We start from the raw sequence: 26,165 nt of genomic DNA, 5'->3' as shown, positions 1-26,165 counted from the left end.
ATGACGGAATGAAGACGGAAACGCGTTGGGTTAAGTGGATTTTACGGGCGATCGCGGCCGTGTTCGGGGTGGTCGCGAGCTATGCGGTGGCGGGGCTGGTCGGCGGGTCGATCCCCAGCAATCGCGACTGGCGGGCGCCGGCCGAGGGGGTTCATATCTTCGTCGAGAGCAACGGCGTGCATACCGGGATCATCGTGCCGAAGGTGGCCGCCGGGGTGGACTGGCGCGGGGTGGCTCGGGCGGAGGATCTGCGCGACCCGCGGTATGGGGCGTTCGATCATGTGGCGTTCGGGTGGGGGGAGAAGACGTTCTACCTTGAGACGCCGACCTGGGCTGACGTGAAATTGCGTACCGTGGTCGCTTCGGCGGTCGGGAGTGATCGGACGTTGATGCATGTCGATCATCTGCCGAGGCCGCGTGCGGGGGATGGGACTCGGGAGATCGTGGTGACGCCGGCGCAGTATCGGCGGTTGGCGGCGTATATCCGGGCTAGCTTTCGGGATGGGGGTGCGCGGTATCCGGGGTATGCCGGGTATGATGCGTTTTACGAGGCTGACGGGCGGTATAGCGCGGTGCGGACGTGTAATGCGTGGACGGGGGATGCGCTGCGGTTTGCTGGGGTTCGGGTTGGGTGGTGGACGCCGTTTCCGGTTACTGTGATGGGGTGGTTCTGAAGCCAAGCTTGTTCTGCCGCGAAGGCGGGAGGCCAGACTGGGCTCCCGCCTTCGCGGGAGAACAAGTTGGGGGCGGGATGCGGTATCCCAAATACCGAGGCCACCTCCCCGGCGGAGGCCGGGGTCCAGTTGGGGGACGTTGCTGACTGAGGACAGCGCGAAGTTACTTCGGTTCGCCCAACTGGGCCCCGGCCTTCGCCGGGGTGGTAGAAGGGAGGTCAGTTTCCCGCGCGGTAGCCTTGGTACTGGCCGCATTCCGAGCGTTGCGGATCGCGCTTGCAACGTTTCGCCAGTTCCTTGCGCTGCTTGCCCTCCTCGGCTTCCTGCTTGCGCATCTTCTTGCCGTAGTTGCGGTCCGATTCTTCCTGGCTGGTGGTGGTCCAGTCGACCGCCTTGCCGGCGACCTGGAACGGCGCCTTCACGATCGACGTTGCGGTGCTGATGCAGCCACTTACGAGGAATGGTAGCACCGCGAGTACGGGAAGAACCTTACGCATTTACTTTACTCCTGCACGCGCGGTTCCCTGGGCTCGGTCGCGCGCTTGGGCTCCGTATAGCGGAAAGTCGGTGAAGAAACCGTCGATACCTTGTGCAAGACCTGCGTCGATCTCCGCGGCGATGTCGCCGTGCGCGGCGGGGTCGGTGCCGCGGCGGAAGCGGGTCGGTTCGAAATAGTTTTCGGCGCGGTAGGTCCAGGGGTGGACCCGTAGACCCGCCGCGTGGGCGTCGGCGACCAGCGTCGTTGGCGTCGCGTCGGTCCACAGCATGCTCTTGTTCGGGCCGATGCCGTAGGCGTAGGCGGCGACCGCCTTCAGGCCTTCGGGCGTGATCATCGCCTTGTAGCTCGGCTGCGCGCCATCGGCGGGACCGCCCTCCCCGTCCATGAGCTGGATCAGGCGGACCTTGGTCATCTTGTGAAGGCGCTGGAGATTGGCGACCTCGAACGACTGGATGAACACGGGCGCTTTGGCCGAATCCCAGCCGGCCTCGCGCAGTTCGGCGACGAGTTTCGCGTCGGTCGGATGGCCGATCTTCGCGAAATAGGTCGGGTGCTTGGTCTCGGGATAGATGCCGATCGTCCGGCCCGTCTCGGTCGTGCGGCGCTTGGCGAGCGCGATGATCTCGGCAAGGGTCGGGATCTGGAACTGGCCGTCATAGGCGGTGTTCGCGGGGCGGAGCTTCGGCAGGCGTTCCTTTGCGCGCAGCGTCTTCAGTTCGGCGAGCGTGAAGTCCTCGACGAACCAGCCGGTCATCGTCTGGCCGTCGATCGTCTTGGTGGTTTTTCGCGCGGCGAACTCGCGGTGGTCGGCGACGTTGGTCGTCTCGGCGATGTTGTTCTCGTGGCGCGCAACGAGGACGTCGTCCTTGGTCGGGACGAGATCGGGCTCGATGAAGTCCGCGCCCTGGTCGATCGCGAGCGAGTACGCCGCCAGGGTATGCTCGGGCCGGAGCCCGCTTGCGCCGCGGTGCGCGATGACGATTGGCGGCGACAATCGGGGAGAAGCTGGCGTCATCGCAACAGCTTGCCCGCTCAGCGCTATGAACGCCAGCGTACCAACACGTGAGAGCTTGTCGCAATAGGAAACGATCGGTCGCATCGGCGTTAAGTCCTCGAAATCCGTACATTCCCGGCACATTCAACCAGGGGCACCGCCATGCATTTCACGATCAATGGTCAATCATATGACGCCGAGCCCGATATTCGCACGTCGGTACTCGATCTGTGCCGCGAGCATCTAGGGCTGACGGGCTCGAAGAAGGGCTGCGATCATGGCCAGTGCGGTGCTTGCACGGTGCTGATCAACGGGCGTCGCGTCAATTCCTGCCTGACGCTCGCGGTAATGCATCAGGACGACGAGATCACGACGATCGAGGGCATCGGCCAGCCGGGCAATCTCCACGCGCTGCAGGACGCGTTCGTGCGGCATGACGGCTATCAGTGCGGCTATTGCACGCCGGGGCAGATCTGTTCGGCGGTCGGCATGCTCGACGAGGTCAAGAAGGGCTGGGCCAGCCATGCGTCGGGCGACCTGACCGATCCGAAGTTCGACGACGCCGAGATTTCCGAGCGGATGAGCGGCAATCTGTGCCGCTGCGCCGCGTATCCGAACATCGTCGATGCGATCCGCGAAGTCGGTGGTGCCGAGCCTGCGGGCCGGACCGCGGACGAGAAGGATGCCGCGATGGAAGCCAACGCGCGCGGGGAGCTGGTGGCATGAAGACCTTCACGTACGAGAAGCCCGCTACGCCCGAGGCTGCGGTCAAGGATATCGATACCAGCGGCGCGAAGTTCATCGCGGGCGGTACCAATTTGCTCGACCTGATGAAGTTGCAGGTCGAGACGCCGGACAAGCTGGTCGACATCTCGCGGCTCGATCTCGCGAAGATCGAGGAGCGCGAGGATGGCGGGCTGACGATCGGTGCGCTGGTGCCGAACAGCGATCTCGCCGCCGACCGCCGCGTCGTCGCCAAGTACGAGGTGCTGAGCCGCGCGTTGCTGGCGGGTGCTTCGGGCCAGTTGCGCAACAAGGCGTCGACCGGGGGCAATCTGCTGCAGCGGACGCGGTGCTATTATTTCTACGATACCGCAGCGGCGTGCAACAAGCGCGAGCCGGGGAGCGGCTGTTCGGCGATCGGCGGCTTCAACCGCATCCTCGCCGTGCTGGGGACGAGCGACCACTGCATCGCGACGCACCCGAGCGACATGGCGGTGGCGATGCGCGCGCTCGACGCGACGATCGTGACGCTGAAGGCGGATGGCGATCGTCGGCGGATCTCGATCCACGACTTCTATCGCCTGCCGGGCGATACGCCGCAGATCGAGAACGCGCTCGAAGCGGGTGAACTGATCACGCACGTTGAGCTGCCGGCACCGGTCAAGGGCAAGCAGGAATACCGCAAGGTGCGCGACCGTGCGTCGTATGCGTTCGCGCTCGTCTCGGTGGCGGCGATCGTCGACGTGCAGGACGGCGTGATCGCGTCGGCCTCGCTCGCGTTCGGTGGCCTTGGCCCGATGCCGTGGCGCAACCCGGCGGTCGAGGCGGCTCTGGTCGGCAAGGCGCCGTCCGATGCCGTGTTCGAGGCTGCGGCGACGGCGCTGCTGGCCGATGCCAAGGGCTACGGCTCGAACGACTTCAAGATTCCCCTCGCCCGTCGCACGCTGATCGCGACGCTGCGCAACGTCACGGGAGCATAAGCATGTTTGGTCTTGGCACTACGAATAGCCTGACGATGGACAAGCCGCATCCGGACAGTCTTCTGGATACCGGCGTCCAGGGCGTCATCGGCAAGCCGCTCGACCGGATCGACGGCCCGCTTAAGGTCACGGGCACAGCAACCTATGCCGCGGAATACCAGTTCGCGAACATGGCGTATGGCGTGCTGGTCGGCACGAAGATCTCCGCCGGCAAGGTCGTCTCGATCGACGTCGATGCGGTGAAGAGCATTCCCGGCGTGATCGACGTGGTCACCGATTTCGATCGGTTCATCCGCGTGGCGGCGCAGGGCGGTGCGACCGATGCACCGACGCAGGGCGTGAAGGACATCGCGTTCTTCGGCCAGATCGTCGCGATCGTGCTCGCCGAGAGCTTCGAAGTCGCGCGCGATGCGGCGGCTCGCCTGCCGATCGAGTATGACGAGGCCGAGGGCCAGTATGATTTCGCCGCGCACCGCGACGAAACGCGGACGCCGCCGGACGATGCTACGCCTGCGCATTTCAAGCAGGGCGACGTCGACAAGGCGATGGCCGAGGCTGCGGTGACGATCGATTCGACCTATGTCACGCCGAGCCAGAACTCCGCGGCGATGGAGCCGCATGCCTCGACCGCGGTGTGGGAAGAGGATGGCTCGCTGTCGCTGTACGGCGCGTACCAGATGCCTACGTCGGATGCGCAGCAGCTGGCGAAATCGCTGGGGCTGTCGGAGAAGAAGGTGCGGATCATCGCGCGCTACATCGGCGGCGGGTTCGGGTCGAAGCTCGGCATCGCGCCAGAGAGCGTCGCGGCGGCGATCGCGGCGAAGCAGCTTGGCCGTCCGGTCAAGGCGGTGATGTCGCGGCCGCAGGTGTTCGAGGCGACCGTGCGGCGGTCGAATACCGAGCAGCATGTTCGGCTCGCGGCGGATGCCGACGGCAAGTTGCTGGCGATCGGCCACGAGACACTGACGTCGAACCAGTCGACCGAGGATTATTTCGAGCCTGCGGGTATTGGCACGCATCTGCTGTATGGCGGTGAGAACCGGCTGATCACGCATGAGGTGGTCGATCTGAACTTCGTGCTGTCGGGCTCGATGCGTGCGCCGGGCGAGGCTGTCGGGATGCTGGCGCTGGAAGGCGCGATGGACGAGCTGGCCGAGAAGCTCGAGATGGATCCGATCGAGCTGCGCAAGCGCAACGATCCGAAGATCGACCCCGAGAAGGACGTGCCCTATTCGTCGCGCAACCTGACGCGTGCGCTCGACGAGGGTGCGAAGAAGTTCGGCTGGGACAAGCGCCAGAAGGCCGGCACGCGGCGCGAGGGCGAGTGGCTGATCGGCATGGGCGTCGCCTCGGCGGTGCGCGGCAACATGATGATGGAATCGTCCGCCAAGGTCGAGATCCATCCGGACGGCTCGGCGACGGTGTCGTCGGCGATGACCGATATCGGCACGGGCAGCTACACGATCCTGGCGCAGATCGCGTCGGAAATCCTGGGCATTCCGGTCGAGAACATCACGATGTCGCTGGGCGATACCAACGATCCTCCGGCGGCGGGTTCGGGCGGGTCCTGGGGTGCGGCGTCCTCGGGTACTGCGGTGTATCTCGCGTGCGAGATGCTGCGCGGGAAGCTGGCCAAGGCGGCGGGCGTCGACGAGGACGGCTTGACGCTCAAGGACGGCAACGCGATCGGCGACAATCGCTCGACGCCGATCGGCGAGCTGGTCGGCAAGGGTCTCGAGGCTACCGGACATATCAAGCCGGGCAAGCAGGAAAAGGAGACGACTCAGGCCGGGTTCGGCGCGCACTTCGCCGAGGTCGCGGTCAATGTGGTCACCGGCGAGACGCGGGTACGGCGGATGCTCGGGTCGTTCGCGGCGGGGCGCGTGCTCAACGCGAAGACTGCGCGGTCGCAGTGCCTCGGCGGGATGACCTTCGGGATCGGCGCGGCGCTGACCGAGGACCTGATCCACGACACGCGGACCGGCAAGCTGGTGAACCACGATCTGGCGGAATATCACGTGCCGGCGAATGCGGACATTCCGCAGATGGACGTCCACTTCGTCGACGAGCGCGACATCCATGCGAACCCGATCCACGCGAAGGGGATCGGCGAGCTGGGGATTTCGGGCGCGGGTGCGGCCGTGGCGAATGCGGTGTATAATGCGACGGGGATCCGGGTGCGCGAGTTCCCGATCACGCTCGACAAGCTGCTGGATCAGTTGCCGGCTGTTTGAGGGCTGACGATACCATAAACAGGTACCACCCCGGCGAAGGCCGGGGCCCAGTTGGGGGACGAAGATAACGAAGGATCGTCCTCCGTTATCAAGACCTTTCCAACTGGGCCCCGGCCTTCGCCGGGGTGGCGGCTCGGGTTGAGGTGAGCCAAGCCCCCAACCCTCGTCAAACGCCCCCACCCTACCCATATCCTTCGCTCCACCCGAGGACCGCAGAATGAACGAACACGTGATGGATGCGGCGTTTCGGCCGGGTGGTCTCGACCGCGCGAAGCAGGGCGTTCTCGGGCTTGGGCTCGACCGGATCGAGGGGCCGGCGAAGGTTACCGGCGTTGCGGATTATGCGTATGAGGGCACGCCCGACGGCATCGCCTACGCTGCGATCGTCGGCACGCCGGTCGGCAGCGGGCGCATTCTCGGCATCGACGTAAGCGCCGCGGAGGCGTTGCCCGGCGTGATCGCCATCATTCATAATGATGCGCGCATGCCGGCCGGCGAGTCCAATTCCCGCGCGATGCCGCTGTTCGATACCGACGTCATTCTCCACCTCGGCCAGCCGGTCGCGATCGTCGTTACCGAGGATCAGGCGATCGCACGCGATGCCGCGGCGCTGGTCGTGGTCCGCACCGAGGCGGGCGAGGATCGGTTCGACGTCGAGGCGCAGCCGGTCGATACCGCGCCGAAAATCGGCTTCCTGCCGCCGATCGACAATGGCGATCTCGACGCGGTGATGGCGGACGCGGCGGTGACGTTTGATCGGACCTACACGACCCCCGTGCACTTCCCTGCCGCGCTGGAACCGCACGCGACTACCGCGTGGTGGGAGGGCGACAAGCTCATGGTACGCTCCAGCAACCAGGTGATCGGCGGCGCGCGGAAGACGATCGCCAAGGCGCTGAAGATCGATGCGGACAAGGTGCGTGTCCTCGCTCCGTATGTCGGCGGGGGATTCGGCGGCAAGACCGGTGTCGGGCCCGAGGCGATCCTCGCGGCGATCGCGGCGGAGGTCGTCGGGCGGCCGGTGAAGGTCGCGCTGCCCCGCCGCCAGACCGCGTACATGGTGCATCATCGTTCGCACACGACGCAGCGGATCCGGATCGCCGCCGACGCAAACGGCGTGATCCTCGGCATGGGGCATGAGAGCATTGTCGCGCAGAACGACGATGGCGAGTTTCTCGAGCCGGTGCCGTTCGGGACGCTGCCGCTGTACCGGGGCGACGCGCGGCGGTTCAAGACCGACCTCGTGCGTGTCGACCTGCCCGCGAGCGGTGCGGTGCGGGCGCCGGGCGAGGCGGTCGGGACGTTCGGGGTCGAGTGCGCGATGGACGAACTGGCCGAGCAGCTCGGGATCGATCCGATCGAACTACGGCGGCGCAACGAGCCCGAGACCGATCCGGTGAGCGGCAAGCCGTTCTCCACGCGGCGGATGCTCGATTGCTATACGCAGGGCGCCGAGCGATTCGGCTGGCCGGACAAGGTGCCGGCGCCGGGGTCGGTGCGCGAGGGCGAGTGGCTGGTCGGGATCGGCATGGCGGCGAGCCTGCGCGGCAACTTCACCGTCGAGGCGCAGGCGCGCGTGCGGCTGGAGGCGGATGGCCGCGCGACGGTTGAATGCGACATGACCGATATCGGCACGGGGACGTACACGATCCTCGCGCAGACCGCGGGCGAGATGCTCGGGCTGCCGGTGGCGGAGGTGAACGTGCGGCTCGGCGATACCGACTTTCCGCCGAGCGCGGGGTCGGGCGGGTCGTTCGGCGCTGGCAGCGCGTGTTCGGCGGTGGTGCTCGCGTGCGAGGATATCCTTGGCGAACTGGCGTTGCGGATGAACGCGGCGCCAGAGGATCTGAGCCTGCACGACGGCTGCGTCAGCGCTGGCGGGCGATCGGTGAAGCTGGCCGATCTGGTCCGCGGCGAACCGATCGTGGCGATGGGCAAGACCGGGCCGGGTGCCCAGAGCAAGCGCACCAGCCAGGCGAGCCACGGCGCGCACTTCGTCGAGGTCGCGGTGAACGCGGTGACGGGCGAGACGCGCGTGCGGCGGATGCTGGGCGTGTTCGATGTCGGGCGCGTGCTCAATCGCAAGACCGCGACCAGCCAGATCACCGGCGGGATGGCGTGGGGGATCGCCTATGCGCTGAGCGAAGAAGGCATCGTCGACACGCGGACGGGCGCGTTCGTGAACCCCGATTTCGGCGAATATCATGTCGCGGTGAATGCCGACATTCCACAACTCGAAGTGCATTTCATCGAGGAGATCGACGACTCCGCGAACCCCGTCGGGGCGAAGGGCGTTGGCGAGCTTGGGATTTCCGGGGCGGGGGCTGCGGTGGCGAATGCTATCTACAACGCGACGGGAGTTCGGGTTCGGGATTTTCCGGTGACGCTCGACAAGCTGTTGGCTGGACTACCCTCCTTATAAGCGCTGTTCCCCCGCGCAGGCGGGGGGCCAGGATACCAATCGGAGCGTTCGTGGCTCCTGGGCTCCCGCCTTCGCGGGAGAACGAGAAGAGAGACAACATGGCCGAAAACGATAGCGTGCTCGCTGCTGCGAAGACCTGGAAGGGCGAGAGGATGGCGATCGCCACGGTCGTCTCGACCTGGGGATCCGCGCCGCGGCCCAAGGGGAGCCATATGCTCGTCCATGCCGATGGGCGGTTCGAGGGATCGGTCTCCGGCGGGTGCGTCGAGAGCGACATCCTCGCCACCGCCGCCGACGTGATCGCCGGCGCGCCATTCCAGGTGCGCAACTACGGCGTGGCGGATGCGGCGGCGTGGGAAGTCGGGTTGCCGTGTGGCGGCGAGATCGCGGTGATGGTGCAGCCGGTGTCCGCCGAAGGGTTCGATCCCGAGCTGTTCGACCGGATTGCCGATGCGCGCGACCAGGGCGATGCGCTGACGGTGACGACCGACCTCGCGACCGGGCACAGCGACGCGCGGCCGCTGGAAACGGGAGAGGTGTTCGTCAACCGCTACGATCCGCCACGCCGGCTGCTGATCGTCGGCGCGGTGCAGATCGCGCAGGCCTTGGCGGGGCTCGCGCGCGAACTCGGGATCGAGACGGTGGTGATCGATCCGCGTGCGCGCTTCCTGACCGAGGAGCGGTTTCCGGGCGTGACGCTCGACGATCGCTGGCCGGACGAGGCGATCGCCGCGCTGCGCCCCGGCCCCTCGACCGCGGTCGTGACGCTGAGCCACGACATCAAGATCGACGATCCCGCGCTGATCGCCGCGCTCGCGTCCGATGCCGCCTATGTCGGTGCGCTCGGCAGCCGCAAGAGCCATGCGGCGCGGCGCGAGCGGCTTGCCTCGGAAGGCGTCACGGCCGAGAACATCGACCGGATCGATGCGCCGGTCGGGCTCGACATCGGCGCGATCGGACCATCGGAAATCGCGCTGTCGGTGGCCGCGGCGATGATAGGAGCGTTCAATGATCGCCGCTGAAAACGTCTTCCTCATCCTGCTTGCGGCAGGCCGCTCGGAGCGGTTCGGCATTCCCAACAAGCTCGAGGTGCCGTTTCTCAACAAGCCGCTCGGGATGCATGTCGTCACCGCATTCGAGAACATTCCGTTCAAGCGGCGGCTGGTCGTCACCGACGGCTGCAAGCTCGACTTCATCAGCCATCATTTCGAGGTGGTGCATAACGACGATCCGTCGTCGGGCATGTCGCAATCGGTAAAATTGGGCGTGCAGTGCGCCAAGGACGAGGGTGCGGAGGCGGTGCTGATCGCGCTTGCTGACATGCCGCGCGTGACCGCGGCGCATATCTACCGGATGCTCGATGCCGCCGACAGCGCGGACGCGGTGGTCGCGTCGAGCGATGGCGAGAAGCCCTCGCCCCCTGCCCTGTTCGGGCGCGAGCGGTTCGATTTCCTGCTGACGCTCGACGGCGATGCGGGTGCGCGTGACCTGGTGCAGGCGGGGCGGCACGTCGTGACTGCGCCCGCCGAGCTGATCGATATCGACACGCCCGAGGATCTGGACCGGCTGCAAGCGCTGGTCCGCGATCCCAAGGCGGCGATCACTCGTGCCTTAACGCGTCGATAGGGTTCATCGCCGCCGCGCGGCGGGCCGGGAAATAGCCGAAGACGACACCGATCACCGCGGAGATCGCGAAGGCGAAGATGTTGATCTCGGGCACGAACAGCCATTGAACCTTGATCAGCGGCGCGATGATCGCGATCGCCGCCTGCGCGACGATCAGCCCGATGACGCCGCCAAGGCACGACAAAGCGATCGCCTCGACGAGGAACTGCAACAGCACCTCGCGCGCGACTGCGCCGATCGCGAGACGGATGCCGATCTCGCGCGTGCGCTCGGTCACCGACACCAGCATGATGTTCATGATGCCGATCCCGCCGACCACCAGGCTGATCCCCGCGACCGCGGCGACGATGCCGGTGAGCAGGGTCGTGGTGCCGGTGAGCGTGTCCGAAATCTGCTTGGTGTCGAAGATATTGAAGTCGTCGGGCTTGTCGCCGGTGATGGTGCGGCGTTCGCGGAGCAGGTCGGTGATCCCGGCCTGCACCGTGCTGGTCGAGAAACGCTCGTCGACGCCGACCAGCATCAGGCGGATATCGCGGTTGCCGGTGAAGCGCCGCTGGACCGCCTTGATCGGCATGACCACGGTGTCGTCCTGATCGCCGCCGAACCCGGCCTGGCCGCGCGTGGTCAGCACGCCGATCACGTCGCAGCTGATCGGTCCGATACGGAAACGGTGGCCGACCGGATCGCCGCCGGGGAACAGGTTTTTCGAGACGGTATTGCCGATGATGCAGACCGCAGCACCGGCGCTTTCCTCGACCGGCGTCCAGCGGCGGCCCGAGGCGAGCGGCCAAGGCTGGACCTGGAAGATGGCGTCGGTGGTGCCGTTGATCGTGGTCGACCAGTTGGCGCCTTCGTAGATCGCGGTGGCGGTGGCGCTGGCTTGCGGCGCGACCGCGGTGACGCCGGCGATCTGGTTGGCGATCGCGGCGACGTCCTCGGGCTTGAAGTCGGGCGGACGCGGGCCGCCGCCGCCGCGCCCGAAGCCCTGGCCGGGGCGGACCTGGAGGATGTTGGTGCCGAGCGCGGAGATCGACTGCTGGACCGCGGCGGTGGTCGCCTTGCCGAGCGTGACCATCGTCACGACCGCGCCGACGCCGATGACGATGCCGAGGATGGTGAGGAACGACCGCAGGAGGTGGCGGCGGATCGAGCGGAGCGCGAGGACGAGGGTTGTGCCGAACATTATCGCGTCGCTCCGTTGTCGAGAGCGCAGTCTGGCTGCTCCCCTCCCGCTTGCGGGAGGGGTTGGGGGAGGGGCTGATCAAACAGACCGGACGCCAGTACGTACGTCGCGCCCTCCCCTGACCCCTCCCGCAAGCGGGAGGGGAATGCGTTTTGGGAGGCGCTCACGATTCCACCTTTTCGCCCTGGCGGTGCTGGCTTTCGATGCGTTCGACCAGGCCGTCCTTGAAGTGGACCACCGTCCGCGCGAACGCGGCCATGTCGGGTTCGTGCGTGACCATCAGGACCGTGATGTTCTTTTCCGCGTTCAGCCGTGTGAGGAGCTGCATGATCTCCACCGAACGTTCGCTGTCGAGATTGCCGGTGGGCTCGTCGGCGAGCAGCACGTCGGGGCTGGTCACCAGCGCACGCGCGATCGCGACGCGCTGTTGCTGGCCGCCGGAGAGTTCGGCCGGGGTGTGATCCCACCAGTCCGCGAGCCCGACCGTATCGAGGCTCGCCATCGCCGCATCCCTGCGCGCGCGCTTTTCATCGCCGCGGTAGAGCAAGGGGAGTTCGACATTCTCCAGCGCCGAGGTGCGCGATAGGAGGTTGAAGCCCTGGAACACGAAACCGAGATATTTCCGCCGGAGCAGCGCGCGCTGGTCGCGGTCGAGCGTCTCGACGTGGTGGCCGCGGAACAGGAATGTCCCGTCGCTCGGCACGTCGAGGCAGCCGAGGATGTTCATCGTCGTCGACTTGCCCGACCCCGACGGCCCCATCACCGCGACGAAATCGCCCGCCGCGATGTCGAGGTCGACGCCCTTGAGCGCCTGGAACATCGTCGCGCCCTGCCCGTACGTCTTGGTGACGCCGCGCAGGGAGATGAGCGGTTCGGCGGTGAGCGGCGCGTTACTGGCCACCGCCCCCACCCTTGCTCGCGCCACCTGAGCGACGTGCGCCCCCGCTACGCTTGGCGTCGTCGCCGCCGCTCGCCAACTGGCCGGTGATGACCTGCGCGCCGGGCTGGAGATTGCCCGACAGGACTTCGGTCATCGTGCCGTTGGTGTCGCCGGTGGTGATCTGCACCGGCTGCGGCGTGCCGTCCGCGCCCTTGACGTAGATCGTCTGCTGCGCGCCGCGAGCGACCGTCGCGGTGCGCTCCGCACCGCCGCCACGGCGCGGACGGAAGGTCAGCGAGCCGGCGATGCCGCCGCCTGCATCGCCGGACGCCGCGGTCGGCTTGAAGCGCAACGCGGCGTTGGGGACGAGCAGGACGTTGCGCTTGTCCGATGTGACGATGTCCGCGGTCGCGGTCATGCCGGGGCGCAGCGTCAGCGACTGATTACCCACCGTCAGGTCGGCCGCGTACGAGACGACTTGCCCGGTGGTCGAGGTCGCGGTGGTCGAGGTCGACGAGGTGGCCGAGCTGACCGTCAGGTTCGAGCCGAGATCGACCCGGCTGATCGTCGCGGGGAAGGTCTGGCCGGGGAACGCGTCGACGGTGAAGCTCGCCTTCTGGCCGATCTTGACCTCGCCGACGTCGGCTTCGTCGATCGCGACCTCGAGCTTCATCTTGGTGAGGTCTTCGGCGATCACGAACAGCGTCGGCGTGTTGAACGACGAGGCGACGGTCTGGCCTGGGTCGATCTGGCGCGCGAGCACCACCCCCGTCACCGGCGAGCGGATGATCGCACGCGCCCGCTGCGTCTGGTTCTGCGCGAGAAGCGCGCGGCTGGCGACGACGTTGGCCTCGGCGACCTTCTGTGCTGCGACGGCGCGGGCGTAGTCGGCGCGGCCGGTCTGGAGCTCGGTCTTCGACGGTACGCGACCACCGGACAGCCGCGAGACCTCTTCGAGGCGGTTTAGCTGCGCGCGCGATTCGGCGACGGTGGCCTGTGCCTGCGCGACCTGCGCCTGGTTCGCCGCAAGCTGGGCGCTGGTCTGGCGGATCTGGTCGTCGAGCTGTTCGGGATCGATCAGCGCGAGCGGCTGGCCCGCGGTCACGCGGTCGTTGACGTCGACGACGACCTTGGTGACGAGACCCGATAGCTGCGAACCGACCGTGACCTGCGTGGTCGGCGCGAGCTTGCCGGTTGCCGAGACGCTGACGGTCAGGTTGCCGCGCTGCGCGGCCTGCGTCGAATATTGCGTCTGCTCCTTCGCGCCGAAGCACTTGGCGAGCAGCAGGCACAGCAGGACCACGCCGACCGCGATCACGACCCACTTTACGTAGCGTTTCCAGGGGGCCTGCGGCTTTACGCCGAGGAAGTCGTCGATCGATGCGTCGGCCATCAGCGTGCCTCTGGATTGGATATGGGCGCTTGCGGGATCACGGTGGAGTCCCAGCCGCCGCCGAGTGCGGCATAGAGTGCGATCAACGCGGTGGCGGCGTCGGCGCGTGCCTGCGTCGCGCCGTTGCGTGCGGACAGGAGCGCGGTTTCCTGCTGGTTGAGCGTGGTGAAATCGGTGAGGCCGGTGCGGTATTGGCTACGGCTGAGGATCGCGGAATTGTTCGACGCGTCGAGCGCGATCGCGAACTGTCGCTCGCGTTCCTGCGCGGTCTGGAGCGCGACGACGGCGTTCTCGACATCCTCCAGCGCGGTGAGGATTGTGGATTTGTAGAGCGCGAACGCCCCGTCGGCGGCGGCTTCGCTGGTGCGGACCTGGCTGCGCAGACGGCCGCCGTTGAAGATCGCCTGCGTCAGCCCGGCGAACAGGCTGCCGGTGATCGCGTCGCCGATGTTGCCGATCGAGGTCGCGTTGGTGTTCAGGTTACCGGTGATCGCGAGCGCGGGATAGAGCTGCGCCTTGGCAACGCCGATCCGCGCGGTGGCGGCGGCGAGCGCGCGCTCGGCCGAGCGGATGTCTGGGCGCTGGCGGAGCGTGTCGGCGGGGATGCCGACGCCGACCGCGGCGGGGCCGGTCGGGATTGCCTTGGCCGGTGCCATCATCGCCCGGAGCGCGCCCGGGGCTTGGCCGGTCAGCACGCCGATCCGCGCGACGGCGGCGGCATATTGCTGGTCGAGGCTCGGAATCGTCGCGGCGGTTTGCGCGCGCTGGGCGCGGGCCTGTTCGGCGTCGACGCTGGAGACGAGCCCGGCCTGGACGCGGAAACCGGCGATCTCGAGGTTGTCGTCCTGGATCGCGAGCGAGGCGCGGGCGTTGGCGAGCTGCTGCTGGTACGAGCGCGCGAGGACGTAGTTGCGCGCGACCTCGCTTTCGACGGAAATAAGCACGGTGGCGTAGTCGTAGCCCGACGCGGCGTAGTCGGCGCGGCTGGCCTCGACGGTGCGGCGGATCTCGCCGAAGACGCCGACCTGATAGCTGGCGCTGGCGCCGACCGTGAAGCTGTTCGCGCCGCCGCCGCCGGTATCGATGACGGTGCCGTCGGGCAGCGTGAACGAGCGCCCACCACCCCGGACGTTCTCGTTGCGCTGGTAGCCGGCCGAGCCGTTGACCGTCGGGAGCAGCGAGGCGCGGTTCTGGAGCAGGCTTTCGCGAGCCTGGCGGAGGCGGGCGACGGATTGTGCGATGTCGAGGTTGGCGGCGGCGGCCTGCTCGACGAGCTGGCCGAGGACGGGGTCGTCGAACTTCTGCCACCAGCGGGTGAGGTCTTCGGGCTTGGTCTCGGGGGTGACCGAATACGCGTCGGGAACGCCGAGTTCTGCCGCGGCCTTGGGGTGGTAGTCCGGGCCGACGGTGCAGCCGGCTAGCAGGGCGGCCGTGGATACGGGTGCGATGAGGAGGGCGCGGACGCGGGACATGGGCGGCAGGCATGACCAAGCGGCTGGGGCTAGTCCAGCGGTTTTGTGTCGCGAGGTGTCGCAGGTGGGGTGGATTGGAGGGGGGCTTCATCTAGCGCCGTCGCCGCGGACTTGCTCGGCAGCCATCCAGAAGGGACGTTGATGCGCTGTTTAACGTGGACCACTCCCCGCTACTTGTTCTCCCGCGAAGGCGGGAGTCCAGTCTGGGTCCCCGCCTTCGCGGGGAAACAAGGTTTGCAGGCCTGAAAGAGAGTGAGATGCGCATCCTTTAGCACCTTCCCGGCGGAGGCCGGGGTCCAGTTGGAACGTCCGAGGTGATATCGCGCAACATGCTTCATTGCCGTCCCTCAACTGGGCCCCGGCCTTCGCCGGGGAGGTGGGATGCGGTAACTTTGGTGGCGTTTGCCGCCCCCCCCCTCCCCACCCCGAAAATCGAACCGTACCCGTTCCAATTTTGCAGTGCAGCGGAACGGAGCGGTGGCGCTATGGGTTCAGGGATGATGCTAGCCGAACGCCAGCCCGCGACTGATGTCCTCGCGCCGCCCCTTGCCGTGCCCGACGCCGTGAGCCTGTTCTTCGATTTCGACGGGACGCTCGTCGACCTTGCCGCGACGCCGGATGCGGTCGTGGTGAGCCAGATGCTGCTCGATACGCTCGACACGCTCGCCGAGCGCTTCCCCGGTCGGGTCGCGATCATCAGCGGGCGCTCGATCGCGCAGCTCGACGCGATGCTCGGGCGCCACGCGCACCTGTTCGCGGTCGCGGGCAGCCACGGCGCCGAGACGCGTACGCCCGACGACGGCCATGTCGCCGCCGAACGCCCCGCTTCGCTCGAAGCCGCCGCCGCCTCGTTCCGCGACTTCGCCGACGCCAACGGGCTCGTCTACGAAGCCAAGAGCCTTGGCGCCGGGCTGCATTACCGGATGGCGCCGGACTTCGAACCCGCCGCGGTCCGCCTCGCCGAAGACCTCGCCGCTCGCCACGGCCTCACGCTCCAGCGGGGCAAGATGATGGTCGAACTGCGCACCCCCGGCGACAAGGGCGCCGCCCTCCGCGCCCTGATCGCCGCGCCGGCGATGGCGGGCAGCGTGCCGTATTTCTTCGGCGACGACGTTACCGACGAGGACGGGTTCGAGGCCGCGCTCGACCTTGGCGGGGCGGGCGTGCTGATCGGCGAGCAACGGCCTACCGCCGCAACCTACCGCCTGAACGACGTTGCCGCACTTCGCGACTGGATTGCTGCCATATTGGAAACACCCATGTTGGAAACACGATGACCGCACCTACCCAAAAAGCCGACATGAACCTGTGGCCGATCGGCAATTGCCAGGTCTCCGCGCTGATCGACAAGACCGGCACGTTCGTCTGGGGCTGCGTGCCCCGCGTCGACGGCGACCCGGCGTTCTGCGCGCTGCTCGGCGGCGATGCGCCCAAGACCGGGTTCTGGGCGATCGAACTCGAGGGTGGTGCGAAAACCACGCAGGCCTATATCCGCAACACGCCGATCCTGGTGACGCGGCATGAGGACGAGGCGGGCAACGCGGTCGAGGTCATCGATTTCTGCCCGCGCTTCGTGCGTGAGGGGCGGACCTATCGCCCGACCAGCTTCGTCCGGATCGTCAAGCCGGTGGCCGGCTCGCCGCGCATTCGCGTTCGGATGCGGGTCGCGACGAACTGGGGGAAGCCGACCGAGCACACGCAGGGCTCGAACCACATCCGCTTCCTGATGGACGACCAGACGCTGCGGCTGACCACCGATGCGCCGGTCGGGCATATCGTCGGCGAGAACTGGTTCCGGCTCGAACGCCAGATGCACCTGTTTCTCGGCCCCGACGAGAGTTTCGCGGGCGTGCTGCACGAGGCCGCCGAGGCGATGCTGTCGCGGACCAAGGACGAGTGGCGGCACTGGGTGCGCGGGCTCGCGACGCCGGTCGAGTGGCAGGACGTCGTCATCCGCGCGGCGATCACGCTCAAACTGTGCCAGCACGAGGAGACCGGCGCGATCGTCGCCGCGCTCACCACCTCGATCCCCGAGCATGAGGGGTCGGAGCGCAACTGGGACTATCGCTACTGCTGGATCCGCGACGCCTATTATACGGTGCAGGCGCTCAACCGGCTCGGCGCGCTCGACGTGCTAGAAGGCTATCTCGAATATCTGCGCAACATCGTCGATGCGTCGAAGGGCGGGCATGTCCAGCCGCTCTACGGCGTTGGCGGCGAGGCGACGCTGATCGAGCGGATCGAGAGCGACCTGCCGGGCTATCGCGGGATGGGCCCGGTCCGCGTCGGCAACCAGGCGTACGAACAGATCCAGCACGACGCGTACGGCCAGATCATCCTGTCCGATGTCCAGGCGTTCTTCGACAAGCGGCTGTTCCGGATGTCGAGCGAGGAGGATTTCAAGAGCCTCGAACTGGTCGGCGATCGTGCGTGGGAGACGTACGACAAGCCCGACGCTGGCCTGTGGGAGCTGCGCACCAAAGCGCACGTCCACACCTATTCGGCGGCGATGTGCTGGGCGGCCTGCGACCGGCTCGCCAATGCCGCCGAAGTGCTGGGGCTCGAGGATCGCCGGACGTTCTGGGAAGAGCGTGCGAACACCATTCGCACGACGATCGAGCAGTCGGCGTGGCGTGAGGATACGCAGCGTATCTCGGCGACGTTCGGTGGCGACGATCTCGATGCGAGCCTGATCCAGCTGCTCGACCTGCGCTTCTTCGCGCCCGACGATCCGCGGTTCCAGTCGACTTTGAAGGCGGTCGAGGAGGGTCTGCGGCGTGGAAGCCACATGCTGCGTTATGCGACCGAGGATGATTTCGGCCTGCCGCATACCGCGTTCAACGTCTGCACCTTCTGGCTGATCGAGGCGCTACACGCGACCGGCCGGACTGCCGACGCACGCGCGCTGTTCTGCGAGATGGTCGCGCGGCGGACGCCGGCCGGGCTGCTGTCGGAGGATATCGATCCGAACACCGGCGAGCTGTGGGGCAATTATCCGCAAACCTATTCGCTGGTGGGGCTGATCAACTGCGCGGTCCTGCTCAGCAAGCCGTGGAGTGCCGTCCGATGAGCCGCCTCGTCGTCATCTCGAACCGCGTCCAGTCGGTCGATGCGCCCTCGGGCAACCAGGGCGGCCTCGCGGTCGCGTTGCTCGCCGCCCTGCGTGAAAAGGGCGGCGTGTGGTTCGGCTGGTCGGGATCGACCACCGAGACCTTCACCGGGCACATCAATTTCCAGCAGGGCAAAGGCGTCACCACCGCGACGATCGACCTCGAAGAGCAGGATTTCGACGAATATTACAACGGCTATGCGAACCGGACCTTGTGGCCGCTGTTCCATTACCGGATCGACCTGACCGAGTTCGAACGCGATTTCTCCAGCGGCTATGCTCGCGTGAACAAGCGGTTCGCGGAGACGGTGCTGCCCTTGATCGAGCCCGAGGATCTGGTGTGGGTCCACGATTACCACCACGTCCCGCTCGGCCAGGAACTGCGCAAGCTGGGCGTCGAGAACAAGATCGGGTTCTTCCTCCACATCCCGTGGCCGCCGATGGCGATGCTGCTGTCGCTGCCGAGCCACCGCGCGCTGGTCGAATCGATGTTCGCGTACGACGTGATCGGCTTCCAGACGCAGGACTGGCTCGACAGCTTCCTGCATTACGTCACGAGCCAGCTCGACGGCGTGGTCGGCGAGGATGGCTGGGTGACGGTCGGCGACCGAACGATCAAGGCCATCACCACGCCGATCGGGATCGAGACCGCGGACTTCGAGAAGTCGGCGAACAGCGACGCGGCGCGGCATGCCAAGGAGCGGATGTACATGTCCGCGACCGGGCGGAGCCTGATCGTCGGGGTCGACCGGCTCGATTATTCGAAGGGCCTCGCCGAGCGGTTCGCGGGCTATGAGCGCTTCCTCGGGTCGCATCCGGACCGGCGCGGGCTGGTCTACATGCTCCAGATCGCGCCGCCTTCGCGCGAGAAGGTCGACACGTACCAGGAGATCCGCGCGAACCTCGATTCGATGTCGGGGCGGATCAACGGCGAGTATTCGGACATCGACTGGACTCCGATCCGATACGTCAACCAGGGCTTCCCGCGTGACGTGCTGGCGGGGATCTACCGTGCGGCGCGCGTCGGGCTGGTGACGCCGTTGCGTGACGGGATGAATCTGGTCGCGAAGGAATATGTCGCGGCGCAGGATCCAGAGGATCCGGGCGTGCTGGTGCTGTCGCACTTCGCGGGCGCGGCGACGCAGTTGAAGGACGCGGTGCTGGTCAATCCGTACAGCCCCGAGGAAATGTCCGACGCGATCGATCGGGCGCTCAAGATGCCGCTGGCGGAGCGCAAGGCGCGTTGGGAGAAGCTGATCGACAACGTCCGCAAGGAGGACGTGATGTGGTGGTGCGAGCTGTTTATTACTGCGCTCGAGGCGGTGCCGGAGCATGTCGAGGCGTAGCTAAATCCTCCCCCGCCAGGGGGAGGTGGCTGGCACTTGCCAGACGGAGGGGGAGGACACGGAACGGACGTGGCGCGTGCCTCCCCCTCCGTCGCCTTCGGCGCCACCTCCCCCTGACGGGGGAGGATTCCTTAGGTCCGCGTCACCGGGTCGGGCGCCATCAGCAGGCGGTTGCGCGGGATGGCTTCGGGCATTTCCTCGCGGATATACTTCAGCAAGGCCTCGCGGACGTCGCAGCGGAGATCGAACGCGATCGCCGCATCTTTCGCGGTCATCAACCCGCGCAGTTCGATGCAGTCCGTCTTCACGTCGGTCACCTGGAGGTTGTAGAACCGCTTGTCCCAGCGTGGGTTCGAGGTAACGATCTCGCCCAGTTTCTCGCGCAGCCGCGGCACGTCCGCGGATGGATCGAGATACCAGAACACCGACCCCATCAACTGGCTCGTCTCGCGCGTCCAGTTCTGGAAGCTCTGTTCGAGGAACTTTGACACGGGCACGACGAGGCGACGTTCGTCCCAGATCTTAATGACGACGAACGTCAGGTTGATCTGCTCGACGCGGCCCCATTCGCCGTCGACGATCAGCACATCGTCGATCCGGATCGGCTCGGTAAACGCCATCTGCACGCCGGCGATCAGGTTCTTCAGCGCGGGCTGCGCGGCCGCACCGACGACGAGGCCGGCGATACCCGCCGACGCCATCAGCGTGACGCCGATCGAGCGGATGCCGGGGACGCTGAGCAGCATCAGGCAGACGCTGACGAAGATGATGAAGAACGTGCCTATGCGCCCCAGGATCGCGGCCCGCGTGCGCTTGCGGCGGGCGCGGAGATTGTCCTCGACCGAGATGTCGGCGCGGATCTCGATGACGTCCTGGAACGCGCGCAACGCCGCGACCGCGAGCCAGCCGAGCAACCCGGGGACGAGGAAGCCAAGCAATTGTTTCCACAGATCCTCGATGTCGTTGTCCATCGGCAGGATCCGCGAGACGAACGCGACCGCGACCGAGACGAACACCGCGCGCAACGGGCGGCGGACGCGGGCAAGGACGAGGCCGTCGGTCTTCGCAGTCGAGCGACGCTGGGCGTGGCCGCCGATCCGCATTGTCAGCCAATGCGCGACCAGCGCGACGAGGACGGCCGCCGAGACGACGGCGACGCTCTCCAGCCAGACCCATTCGGGGGGTATGTGGAGCGATCTGAACATGCGCATCTAGGCGCAACGGTGCGCGACGGCGGATGTTCCGCTGCAGTGCAGCATCGACTCGCGATACATGGCAGCTTTTTTCCTGCCACACTTCGTGCGTAAGTCCGCGCCCATGAAGGCCATCATCCTTGCTGCCGGTCACGGATCGCGACTGCTGCCGTTGACGCTGACGACGCCGAAATGCCTCGTGCAGGTCGGCGGCCGTGCGATCCTCGATCACCAGCTCGACGCGGTGGCGGATGCCGGGTTCGAGGGGGCGGTGATCGTCGGCGGGTACCGGATCGAGCAGGTCGCGGCGCATCTGGCGGCGCGCGACGGTGGCGTACCCACCGAACTCGTGTTCAACCCGTTCTGGGCGATCGCCAACAGCATCGGTAGCGTGTGGGCATCGCGCGGATTTCTCGAAGAGCCGTTTGCATTGATGAACGGCGACACGCTGTTCGATGCCGCGATTTTGCGCGCGGCGCTTGCCGATGAAGCATCCGGCGTGAAGCTGGTCATCGAGCCGCTGGCGACGCCGGGGCTCGACGACATGCTGGTCGAGGCGGACGGCGACGCTATCGTCGCGGTCGGCAAGCATCTGGTCGGGCACCAGGCGACCGATCGCTCGCTCGGGCTGATCGTGTCGACCGGCGGCGGCGCGTATGCCGAGGCGTTGCGCGCGGTGATCGGCGAGGAGGATGGCATCCATGCCTATCATCACGCCGTCGTCCGGCGCGTCGCGGAGACCGTCGGCGTCCGCGCGGTGCGGATCGCAGGGAATGTCCGCTGGCAGGAGATCGACCGGCCGGAGGACATCGCGCTGTGGCAGCACGATCATGACGCGCCTGTGGGCGGCGCTTCTGGGTCATGACACGGAAGGTCGCGTTCCTGTTTCTCGGCGAGACGCTGTTGATCCCGCATCTGTATCCGATCGTCGAGGCGCTCGCTGCGAAGTCGGACGTGCCGATCGAGCTTTGGGTGAGCACGTCGGTGCAGGAGACATTGCTGACGCGGTGGACGGCGCCCTTCCCTAATGTGCGGATCCGGCGGGCACCGGGGTTTCGCGTGGTTGCCGACGATGGGACCGGGCGCAATCCGGTGCTGCCGGCGAAGATGCCGATGCTCCTGCGGCTGCTGCCGCATCTGCGCAGCGCGGCGGTCGTCGTGTGTGCCGAGCAGACGAGCCTGTGGCTGCCGCGGCTGTTTCCGATGCGCGCGAAGTTCGTAAAGACGTCGCACGGCGTCGGCTCGATGAGCGCGCGGGACGATCCGCGGCGGCGGGCGGCGGCGTTGACTCTGGTGCCGAGCGAACTGGAGCGGCAGACGTATCTCGACCGCGGGTTTGCGCCCGAGCGGTTCGTCGCGACCGGCTATGTGAAGGCCGACTTCACGCACCGGACGCACGCCGCGCCGCCGTTCGCGGATACGCGGCCGGTCGTTCTGTATACGCCGCATTGGCAGCAGCATCGCTCGTCGTGGTGGCGCTGGGGGGCGGAGGTGGTGCGGCGGATCGTCGCGGACGGGCGCTACAATCTGATCTTCGCGCCGCACCAGCGACTGGTCGAACGGGCGCCCGAGGTGGCGAATTTGATGCGCGAGATCGGGGACTTGGCGCATGTGCACTGCGACATCGATGGGTTCGCGATGGTCGACGGGAGCTATACCGGCGTCGCGGACGTGTATCTGGGCGATACGTCGAGCCAGGTGATCGAGTTTCTCATGCGGCCGCGGCCTTGCGTGTTTCTCAATGCCGGGGGTGTCGCTTGGGGGGGCGATCCGAATTACGCGATGTGGGCTTGTGGGGAGGTTGTTGGCGACGTTGCGGATGTGGTGGCGGCGGTGGATCGGTCGGCGTTGCTGCATGCAGGGTTTGTGACGGTTCAGGCGGAGTTTGCCGGGCGGTCGCTGGGGGCGGTCGAAGGTGGCGCGGCGAGAGCTGCGGGGGAAATCCTTCGGCTACTGGAAGCCCCGTCGGTCTAACAAGCAGCTTTGTTCCCCCGCGGAGGCGGGGGTCCAGGGTACCGACCGCAGCTCTGCTTGATCCTGGGCCCCCGCCTTCGCGGGGGAACTAGATACGATCGGCAACCGTGAGCCCCTCTCGCTTTCACGACCAGATCGGGTAACGGGTGCGGCATGGTAGATTCGACAGCTCCTACGCCAGCGCTCCGGACCGTCCGGGCGAATGACACGCTGCTCTGGGGCATGACCAATGCCGAGCGGATCCGGCGGATCGGCGTCGCGCAGGGTCTGGCCACCGACGGCGATGGCGACACCGGCCCGGTGATCCTCGCCAACCTCGCCTACGCGTTCGACCCGATGTGGATCGCGTATCTGAAGACCCGGCCCGGCACCGTCGCGACGCGTACCGGCGTGCCCGTGCTCGCGCATGTCCGGGATGCCGACGAGCGTGCGCGGATGACGGCGGCGATGCTCGGCGAGGCACCGCTGGTGACCGGGCTGACGGTGATCGCCGCCGAGGCCGAGGAAGGCATCTTCAACGAGGCGCTGCGCAAGCGCGAGCGGCCGTTCGCGGAATTGCTGACCCCCGCGGCGGTGCCTGCCATCGAGCGGGCGAGCTATGTCGGTGCGTACAAGGGCGTCACCGACCTGCTGACCAAATATCTATGGCCGGAATGGGCGCTGGCGATCACGCGGGTCTGCGCGCGCGCCGGGATCACGCCGAACCAGGTAACCGCGCTCGGGTCGGTGTTGTGCATCGTTGCGACCGTGGCGTTCTGGTATGGCTGGTTCTGGACCGGGCTCGCTACGGGCCTGTTCTTCATGGTGCTCGATACCGTCGACGGGAAGCTCGCGCGGTGCACGATCACCTCGTCGAAGCTCGGCAATGCGTGGGATCACGGCGTCGATCTGGTGCATCCGCCATTCTGGTGGTGGGCCTGGGCGGCGGGGTGCGCGCCGTACGGGCGGCCGCTGGATGACGGCGTGTTCTGGGCGGTGATCGGGACGATGCTGTTCGGCTATGTCGCGCAGCGGCTGATCGAGGGGGCGTTCATCGTCCGGTTCGGGATGCATATCCACGTGTGGGAGCGGTTCGACAGCTGGTTCCGGCTGATCACCGCGCGGCGCAATCCGAACATGGTGATCTTGTTTGCGGGGTTGCTGGTGACGCGGCCGGACTGGGGGATCATCGGGGTCGCCGCGTGGACTGCTATCTCGTTGGTGGTGCATCTGGTGCGGCTGGTGCAGGCGATGGTGCGCAAGGCGAAGGGTGAGACGTTGGTGAGCTGGCTGGCTTGAGCGCTTCGCGGGGTCGCATACCCGCTAACGCCGACTTCCCTCCCTTCCGTTCGTCCTGAGTAGCCATCGAGTAGCTGCTCTTGCAGCGTATCGAGACGGCGTATCGAAGGACAGGTTGGCGCGCGGAACCCATGCTTCAATACGCGCCCTCGATACGCTTCTTCGAAGCTACTCGGTCGCTACTCAGCACGAACGGAAAGGGGGATGCGCAAGGCTTTCGGTCGCCCGATCCACCAGAGGCAGTAGATCGCCAGCGCGTACAGGAAGCGGCTGTAGTCCCGCCTCCCCGCGCGGTGATCGGCGAACACCTTGTCGACCGCGCCGGCGCGCCATATGCCTTGCTCGCGGACGCCGCTGTCGCGCCAGAGTTGCTCGGCATACGCCCCGAAATCGCCGGCGAACCACGCGGCAAGCGGCATCTGGAAGCCCTGTTTGCGGCGGTCGAGGATCCCTTCCGGCAGCCACGGCGCGATGGCCTGGCGGATGACGTATTTCCCGATTTTGCCGTGCAGCTTCATGTCGGCGGGCATCGACAGCGCGAGGTCGACCATCCCCTGCCCGAGCATCGGCACGCGCACCTCGAGTGAATGCGCCATGCTTGCGCGGTCGACCTTGGTCAGCATCGCGCCGGGGAGGTTGAGCGCGAGGTCGGCGAGGCCGAACTGTTCGAGCGTGTCGGTCGAGATCGCGTCGGGATCGGGGAAATATTCCGCGACCAGTGCGGCGATCCCGCCTTCTTCCTCGGCGATGAACTCCGTGGAGAATATCTCGCGGCGGAAGGCTTCGTTCGTGATCTGCGTCTTGGCGAAGAACCGTGCGATGCCGTTCGGGAGTGCGGCGCTGCCGGTGGTTTTCCGCCAGCGCTGCAACATTGCGTTCGCATGGCGCGAGGGCAAGGTCGGTACCGCATCGAGCGCGCGCGCGAGCCTGCGCAACGGTGCCGGCAGCGCACCGATCCGGCGTTCGGTCGCGTGGCGCTTGTAGCCGAAGAACAGCTCGTCGCCGCCATCGCCCGACAGCGCGACCTTCACCTCCTGCGCGGCGATCTGGCTGACGTACCAAGTCGGCACCGCGGAAGGGTCGGCGAACGGCTCGTCGTAACAATGCTGAACCTCGGGCAGCATCGCCTGCGCATCCGCCAACTCCAGCGTGCGCGTGACGTGGTGGCAGCCGAGATGCCGCGCGATCGCCTCGGCATGCGGCGATTCGTCGAAGCGCGGGTCGGGGAAGCCGATCGTGAAGGTGCGCACCGGGCGGTCCGATACCTGCGCCATCGCCGCGACCACCGCGGACGAATCGACGCCGCCCGACAGGAATGCGCCGACATCGACGTCCGCGACCATCTGCTTGCCGATCGTGTCGAGCCATTCGTCGCGGAAACGCTCGATCCACTCCGCCTCGGATCTGGGTTCAGAGGGATGATAGGCGGGCGTCCAATAGGCGCGCATCGTCGGCGTCCCGCTCGCCTCGACGGTCATCACATGGCCCGGCGGCAGGGTGCGGACCTGCGCGTAGATCGAGCGCGGGGTGCGGACATGGCCGAAGCTGAAATAATCGTGGAGCGCGCGGCGATCGACGTCGAACGCCATGCCCGGCAGCAGCGTCAGCGTCTTCAGTTCGGAGCCAAACGCGAACCCCGCGGCCTGATCGGTATAATAGAGCGGCTTGATCCCGATCGGGTCGCGCGCGAGCGTCAGGCGGCGGGCGTGCGTATCCCACACCGCGACCGCGAACATCCCGTCGAGCCTTGCCCAGACGTCGTCGCCCCAGCGTTCGTAGCCGGCGAGGATGACCTCGGTATCGCCCGCGCTCTCGAATACGCGGCCGAGCGCCTGCAACTCGCCCCGCAATTCGCGGAAATTGTAAATCTCGCCGTTGAAGACGAGCGCATAGCGGTGGTCGGGTGAATGGAACGGCTGGTGGCCGCCCTCGATGTCGATGATGCTGAGCCGGCGCATCCCGAAGCCGAAATCGCCATCGGTCATCACGCCCTGGTCGTCGGGCCCGCGGTGCAGGATCGTATCGCACTGCGCGGTGATAAGGCGGGGCGAGACGACACCGCCACCTCGTGCGTAAAGGCCGGCAATTCCGCAGATGACGAACGATCCCTCGCATGACGGCAGCACCGCCGCCCGATCGCGCGGTCTAGGAGCCGACCGCCGCTTTGTCACCTCCGGGGCACCCT

At 66.9% G+C, this 26,165-nt stretch carries 21 protein-coding genes; 13 read left to right on the top strand and 8 right to left on the bottom strand.

Annotated elements, in window-relative coordinates:
* Nucleotides 1-8 precede the first annotated feature (8 nt).
* Nucleotides 9-674, top strand: a complete 666-nt coding sequence (locus AC59GX_RS02480) for a TIGR02117 family protein (protein ID WP_426282471.1) — start codon at nucleotides 9-11, stop codon at nucleotides 672-674.
* Nucleotides 675-892: 218 nt separating this feature from the next.
* On the opposite strand, the gene AC59GX_RS02475 is transcribed toward AC59GX_RS02480, so the two are convergent.
* Together AC59GX_RS02475 and AC59GX_RS02470 are read right to left on the bottom strand one after the other, a co-directional pair.
* Entirely contained in the window at nucleotides 893-1,171 is a 279-nt protein-coding gene (locus AC59GX_RS02475) for a hypothetical protein (RefSeq protein ID WP_056060708.1), read from the bottom strand.
* Nucleotides 1,172-2,188, bottom strand: coding sequence for a glycerophosphodiester phosphodiesterase (locus AC59GX_RS02470; RefSeq protein ID WP_426282898.1), 1,017 nt, complete (start codon nucleotides 2,186-2,188; stop codon nucleotides 1,172-1,174). It abuts the gene before it with no gap.
* Between the two features lie 141 nt (nucleotides 2,189-2,329).
* Between AC59GX_RS02470 and AC59GX_RS02465 the strand changes: the two genes are divergently transcribed.
* From AC59GX_RS02465 to AC59GX_RS02440, 6 genes are all read left to right on the top strand, one after another.
* Nucleotides 2,330-2,893: a 2Fe-2S iron-sulfur cluster-binding protein gene (locus AC59GX_RS02465; protein WP_082441359.1), complete on the top strand. Its 564-nt coding sequence runs from the start codon at nucleotides 2,330-2,332 to the stop codon at nucleotides 2,891-2,893.
* On the top strand, nucleotides 2,890-3,870 hold the full coding sequence (locus tag AC59GX_RS02460; protein ID WP_426282472.1) for an FAD binding domain-containing protein: 981 nt from the start codon (nucleotides 2,890-2,892) through the stop codon (nucleotides 3,868-3,870). The genes AC59GX_RS02465 and AC59GX_RS02460 overlap by 4 nt, the downstream gene beginning before the upstream one ends.
* 2 nt (nucleotides 3,871-3,872) lie before the next feature.
* The gene (locus AC59GX_RS02455) at nucleotides 3,873-6,104 is read left to right on the top strand and encodes a xanthine dehydrogenase family protein molybdopterin-binding subunit (protein ID WP_497300742.1); all 2,232 of its coding nucleotides are present in this window, start codon (nucleotides 3,873-3,875) and stop codon (nucleotides 6,102-6,104) included.
* A gap of 217 nt (nucleotides 6,105-6,321) precedes the next feature.
* A complete protein-coding gene (locus AC59GX_RS02450; protein WP_426282474.1) occupies nucleotides 6,322-8,526 on the top strand; it encodes a molybdopterin cofactor-binding domain-containing protein in 2,205 nt (734 codons plus the stop codon).
* Between the two features lie 98 nt (nucleotides 8,527-8,624).
* Nucleotides 8,625-9,548 carry an XdhC family protein gene (locus AC59GX_RS02445; protein WP_426282475.1) on the top strand — a complete coding sequence of 308 codons (924 nt, stop codon included), beginning with the start codon at nucleotides 8,625-8,627 and terminating at the stop codon, nucleotides 9,546-9,548.
* Nucleotides 9,535-10,152, top strand: coding sequence for a nucleotidyltransferase family protein (locus tag AC59GX_RS02440; RefSeq protein WP_133031643.1), 618 nt, complete (start codon nucleotides 9,535-9,537; stop codon nucleotides 10,150-10,152). The genes AC59GX_RS02445 and AC59GX_RS02440 overlap by 14 nt, the downstream gene beginning before the upstream one ends.
* Here AC59GX_RS02440 and AC59GX_RS02435 read toward each other — a convergent pair.
* From AC59GX_RS02435 to AC59GX_RS02420, 4 genes are all read right to left on the bottom strand, one after another.
* Nucleotides 10,127-11,335 (bottom strand): ABC transporter permease, encoded by a 1,209-nt coding sequence (locus tag AC59GX_RS02435; protein ID WP_056060727.1) that lies wholly within the window; start codon nucleotides 11,333-11,335, stop codon nucleotides 10,127-10,129. The two genes, AC59GX_RS02440 and AC59GX_RS02435, sit on opposite strands and share 26 nt — an antisense overlap.
* A 163-nt stretch (nucleotides 11,336-11,498) precedes the next feature.
* Nucleotides 11,499-12,155, bottom strand: coding sequence for an ABC transporter ATP-binding protein (locus AC59GX_RS02430; protein WP_426282899.1), 657 nt, complete (start codon nucleotides 12,153-12,155; stop codon nucleotides 11,499-11,501).
* A gap of 70 nt (nucleotides 12,156-12,225) precedes the next feature.
* Nucleotides 12,226-13,608 carry an efflux RND transporter periplasmic adaptor subunit gene (locus AC59GX_RS02425; RefSeq protein WP_332754303.1) on the bottom strand — a complete coding sequence of 461 codons (1,383 nt, stop codon included), beginning with the start codon at nucleotides 13,606-13,608 and terminating at the stop codon, nucleotides 12,226-12,228.
* Nucleotides 13,608-15,080, bottom strand: a complete 1,473-nt coding sequence (locus AC59GX_RS02420) for an efflux transporter outer membrane subunit (RefSeq protein WP_426282476.1) — start codon at nucleotides 15,078-15,080, stop codon at nucleotides 13,608-13,610. Before AC59GX_RS02420 ends, AC59GX_RS02425 begins: the two co-directional genes overlap by 1 nt.
* Before the next feature lie 500 nt (nucleotides 15,081-15,580).
* Here AC59GX_RS02420 and otsB point away from each other — a divergent pair, with 500 nt between their 5' ends.
* From otsB to AC59GX_RS02405, 3 genes are read left to right on the top strand one after another with little or no spacing between them, the layout of a single operon-like run.
* A complete protein-coding gene (gene otsB, locus AC59GX_RS02415) occupies nucleotides 15,581-16,357 on the top strand; it encodes a trehalose-phosphatase (protein WP_497300740.1) in 777 nt (258 codons plus the stop codon).
* A complete protein-coding gene (locus AC59GX_RS02410; protein WP_056060739.1) occupies nucleotides 16,354-18,150 on the top strand; it encodes a glycoside hydrolase family 15 protein in 1,797 nt (598 codons plus the stop codon). Before otsB ends, AC59GX_RS02410 begins: the two co-directional genes overlap by 4 nt.
* Nucleotides 18,147-19,535, top strand: coding sequence for an alpha,alpha-trehalose-phosphate synthase (UDP-forming) (locus AC59GX_RS02405; protein ID WP_056060743.1), 1,389 nt, complete (start codon nucleotides 18,147-18,149; stop codon nucleotides 19,533-19,535). Before AC59GX_RS02410 ends, AC59GX_RS02405 begins: the two co-directional genes overlap by 4 nt.
* 131 nt (nucleotides 19,536-19,666) lie before the next feature.
* Here AC59GX_RS02405 and AC59GX_RS02400 read toward each other — a convergent pair whose 3' ends face one another.
* Nucleotides 19,667-20,740, bottom strand: coding sequence for a mechanosensitive ion channel family protein (locus AC59GX_RS02400; RefSeq protein WP_426282478.1), 1,074 nt, complete (start codon nucleotides 20,738-20,740; stop codon nucleotides 19,667-19,669).
* Between the two features lie 112 nt (nucleotides 20,741-20,852).
* Between AC59GX_RS02400 and AC59GX_RS02395 the strand changes: the two genes are divergently transcribed.
* The 3 genes from AC59GX_RS02395 (at nucleotide 20,853) to AC59GX_RS02385 (ending at nucleotide 23,980) form a co-directional block, all read left to right on the top strand.
* Nucleotides 20,853-21,593 (top strand): phosphocholine cytidylyltransferase family protein, encoded by a 741-nt coding sequence (locus AC59GX_RS02395; protein ID WP_497300738.1) that lies wholly within the window; start codon nucleotides 20,853-20,855, stop codon nucleotides 21,591-21,593.
* On the top strand, nucleotides 21,590-22,702 hold the full coding sequence (locus AC59GX_RS02390; RefSeq protein ID WP_426282480.1) for a CDP-glycerol glycerophosphotransferase family protein: 1,113 nt from the start codon (nucleotides 21,590-21,592) through the stop codon (nucleotides 22,700-22,702). The genes AC59GX_RS02395 and AC59GX_RS02390 overlap by 4 nt, the downstream gene beginning before the upstream one ends.
* Before the next feature lie 153 nt (nucleotides 22,703-22,855).
* Nucleotides 22,856-23,980, top strand: coding sequence for a CDP-alcohol phosphatidyltransferase family protein (locus AC59GX_RS02385; protein ID WP_426282481.1), 1,125 nt, complete (start codon nucleotides 22,856-22,858; stop codon nucleotides 23,978-23,980).
* 179 nt (nucleotides 23,981-24,159) lie between these two features.
* Here AC59GX_RS02385 and asnB read toward each other — a convergent pair whose 3' ends face one another.
* Complete coding sequence (gene asnB, locus AC59GX_RS02380; RefSeq protein ID WP_426282482.1) at nucleotides 24,160-26,106, bottom strand: asparagine synthase (glutamine-hydrolyzing); 1,947 nt, start codon at nucleotides 26,104-26,106, stop codon at nucleotides 24,160-24,162.
* Between the last annotated feature and the right edge of the window lie 59 nt (nucleotides 26,107-26,165).

Source organism: Sphingomonas sp. 320_CC, from assembly GCF_059691795.1.
The sequence above is the reverse complement of the archived record's forward strand: the minus strand, read 5'-3'. Positions and strand labels throughout refer to the sequence as shown.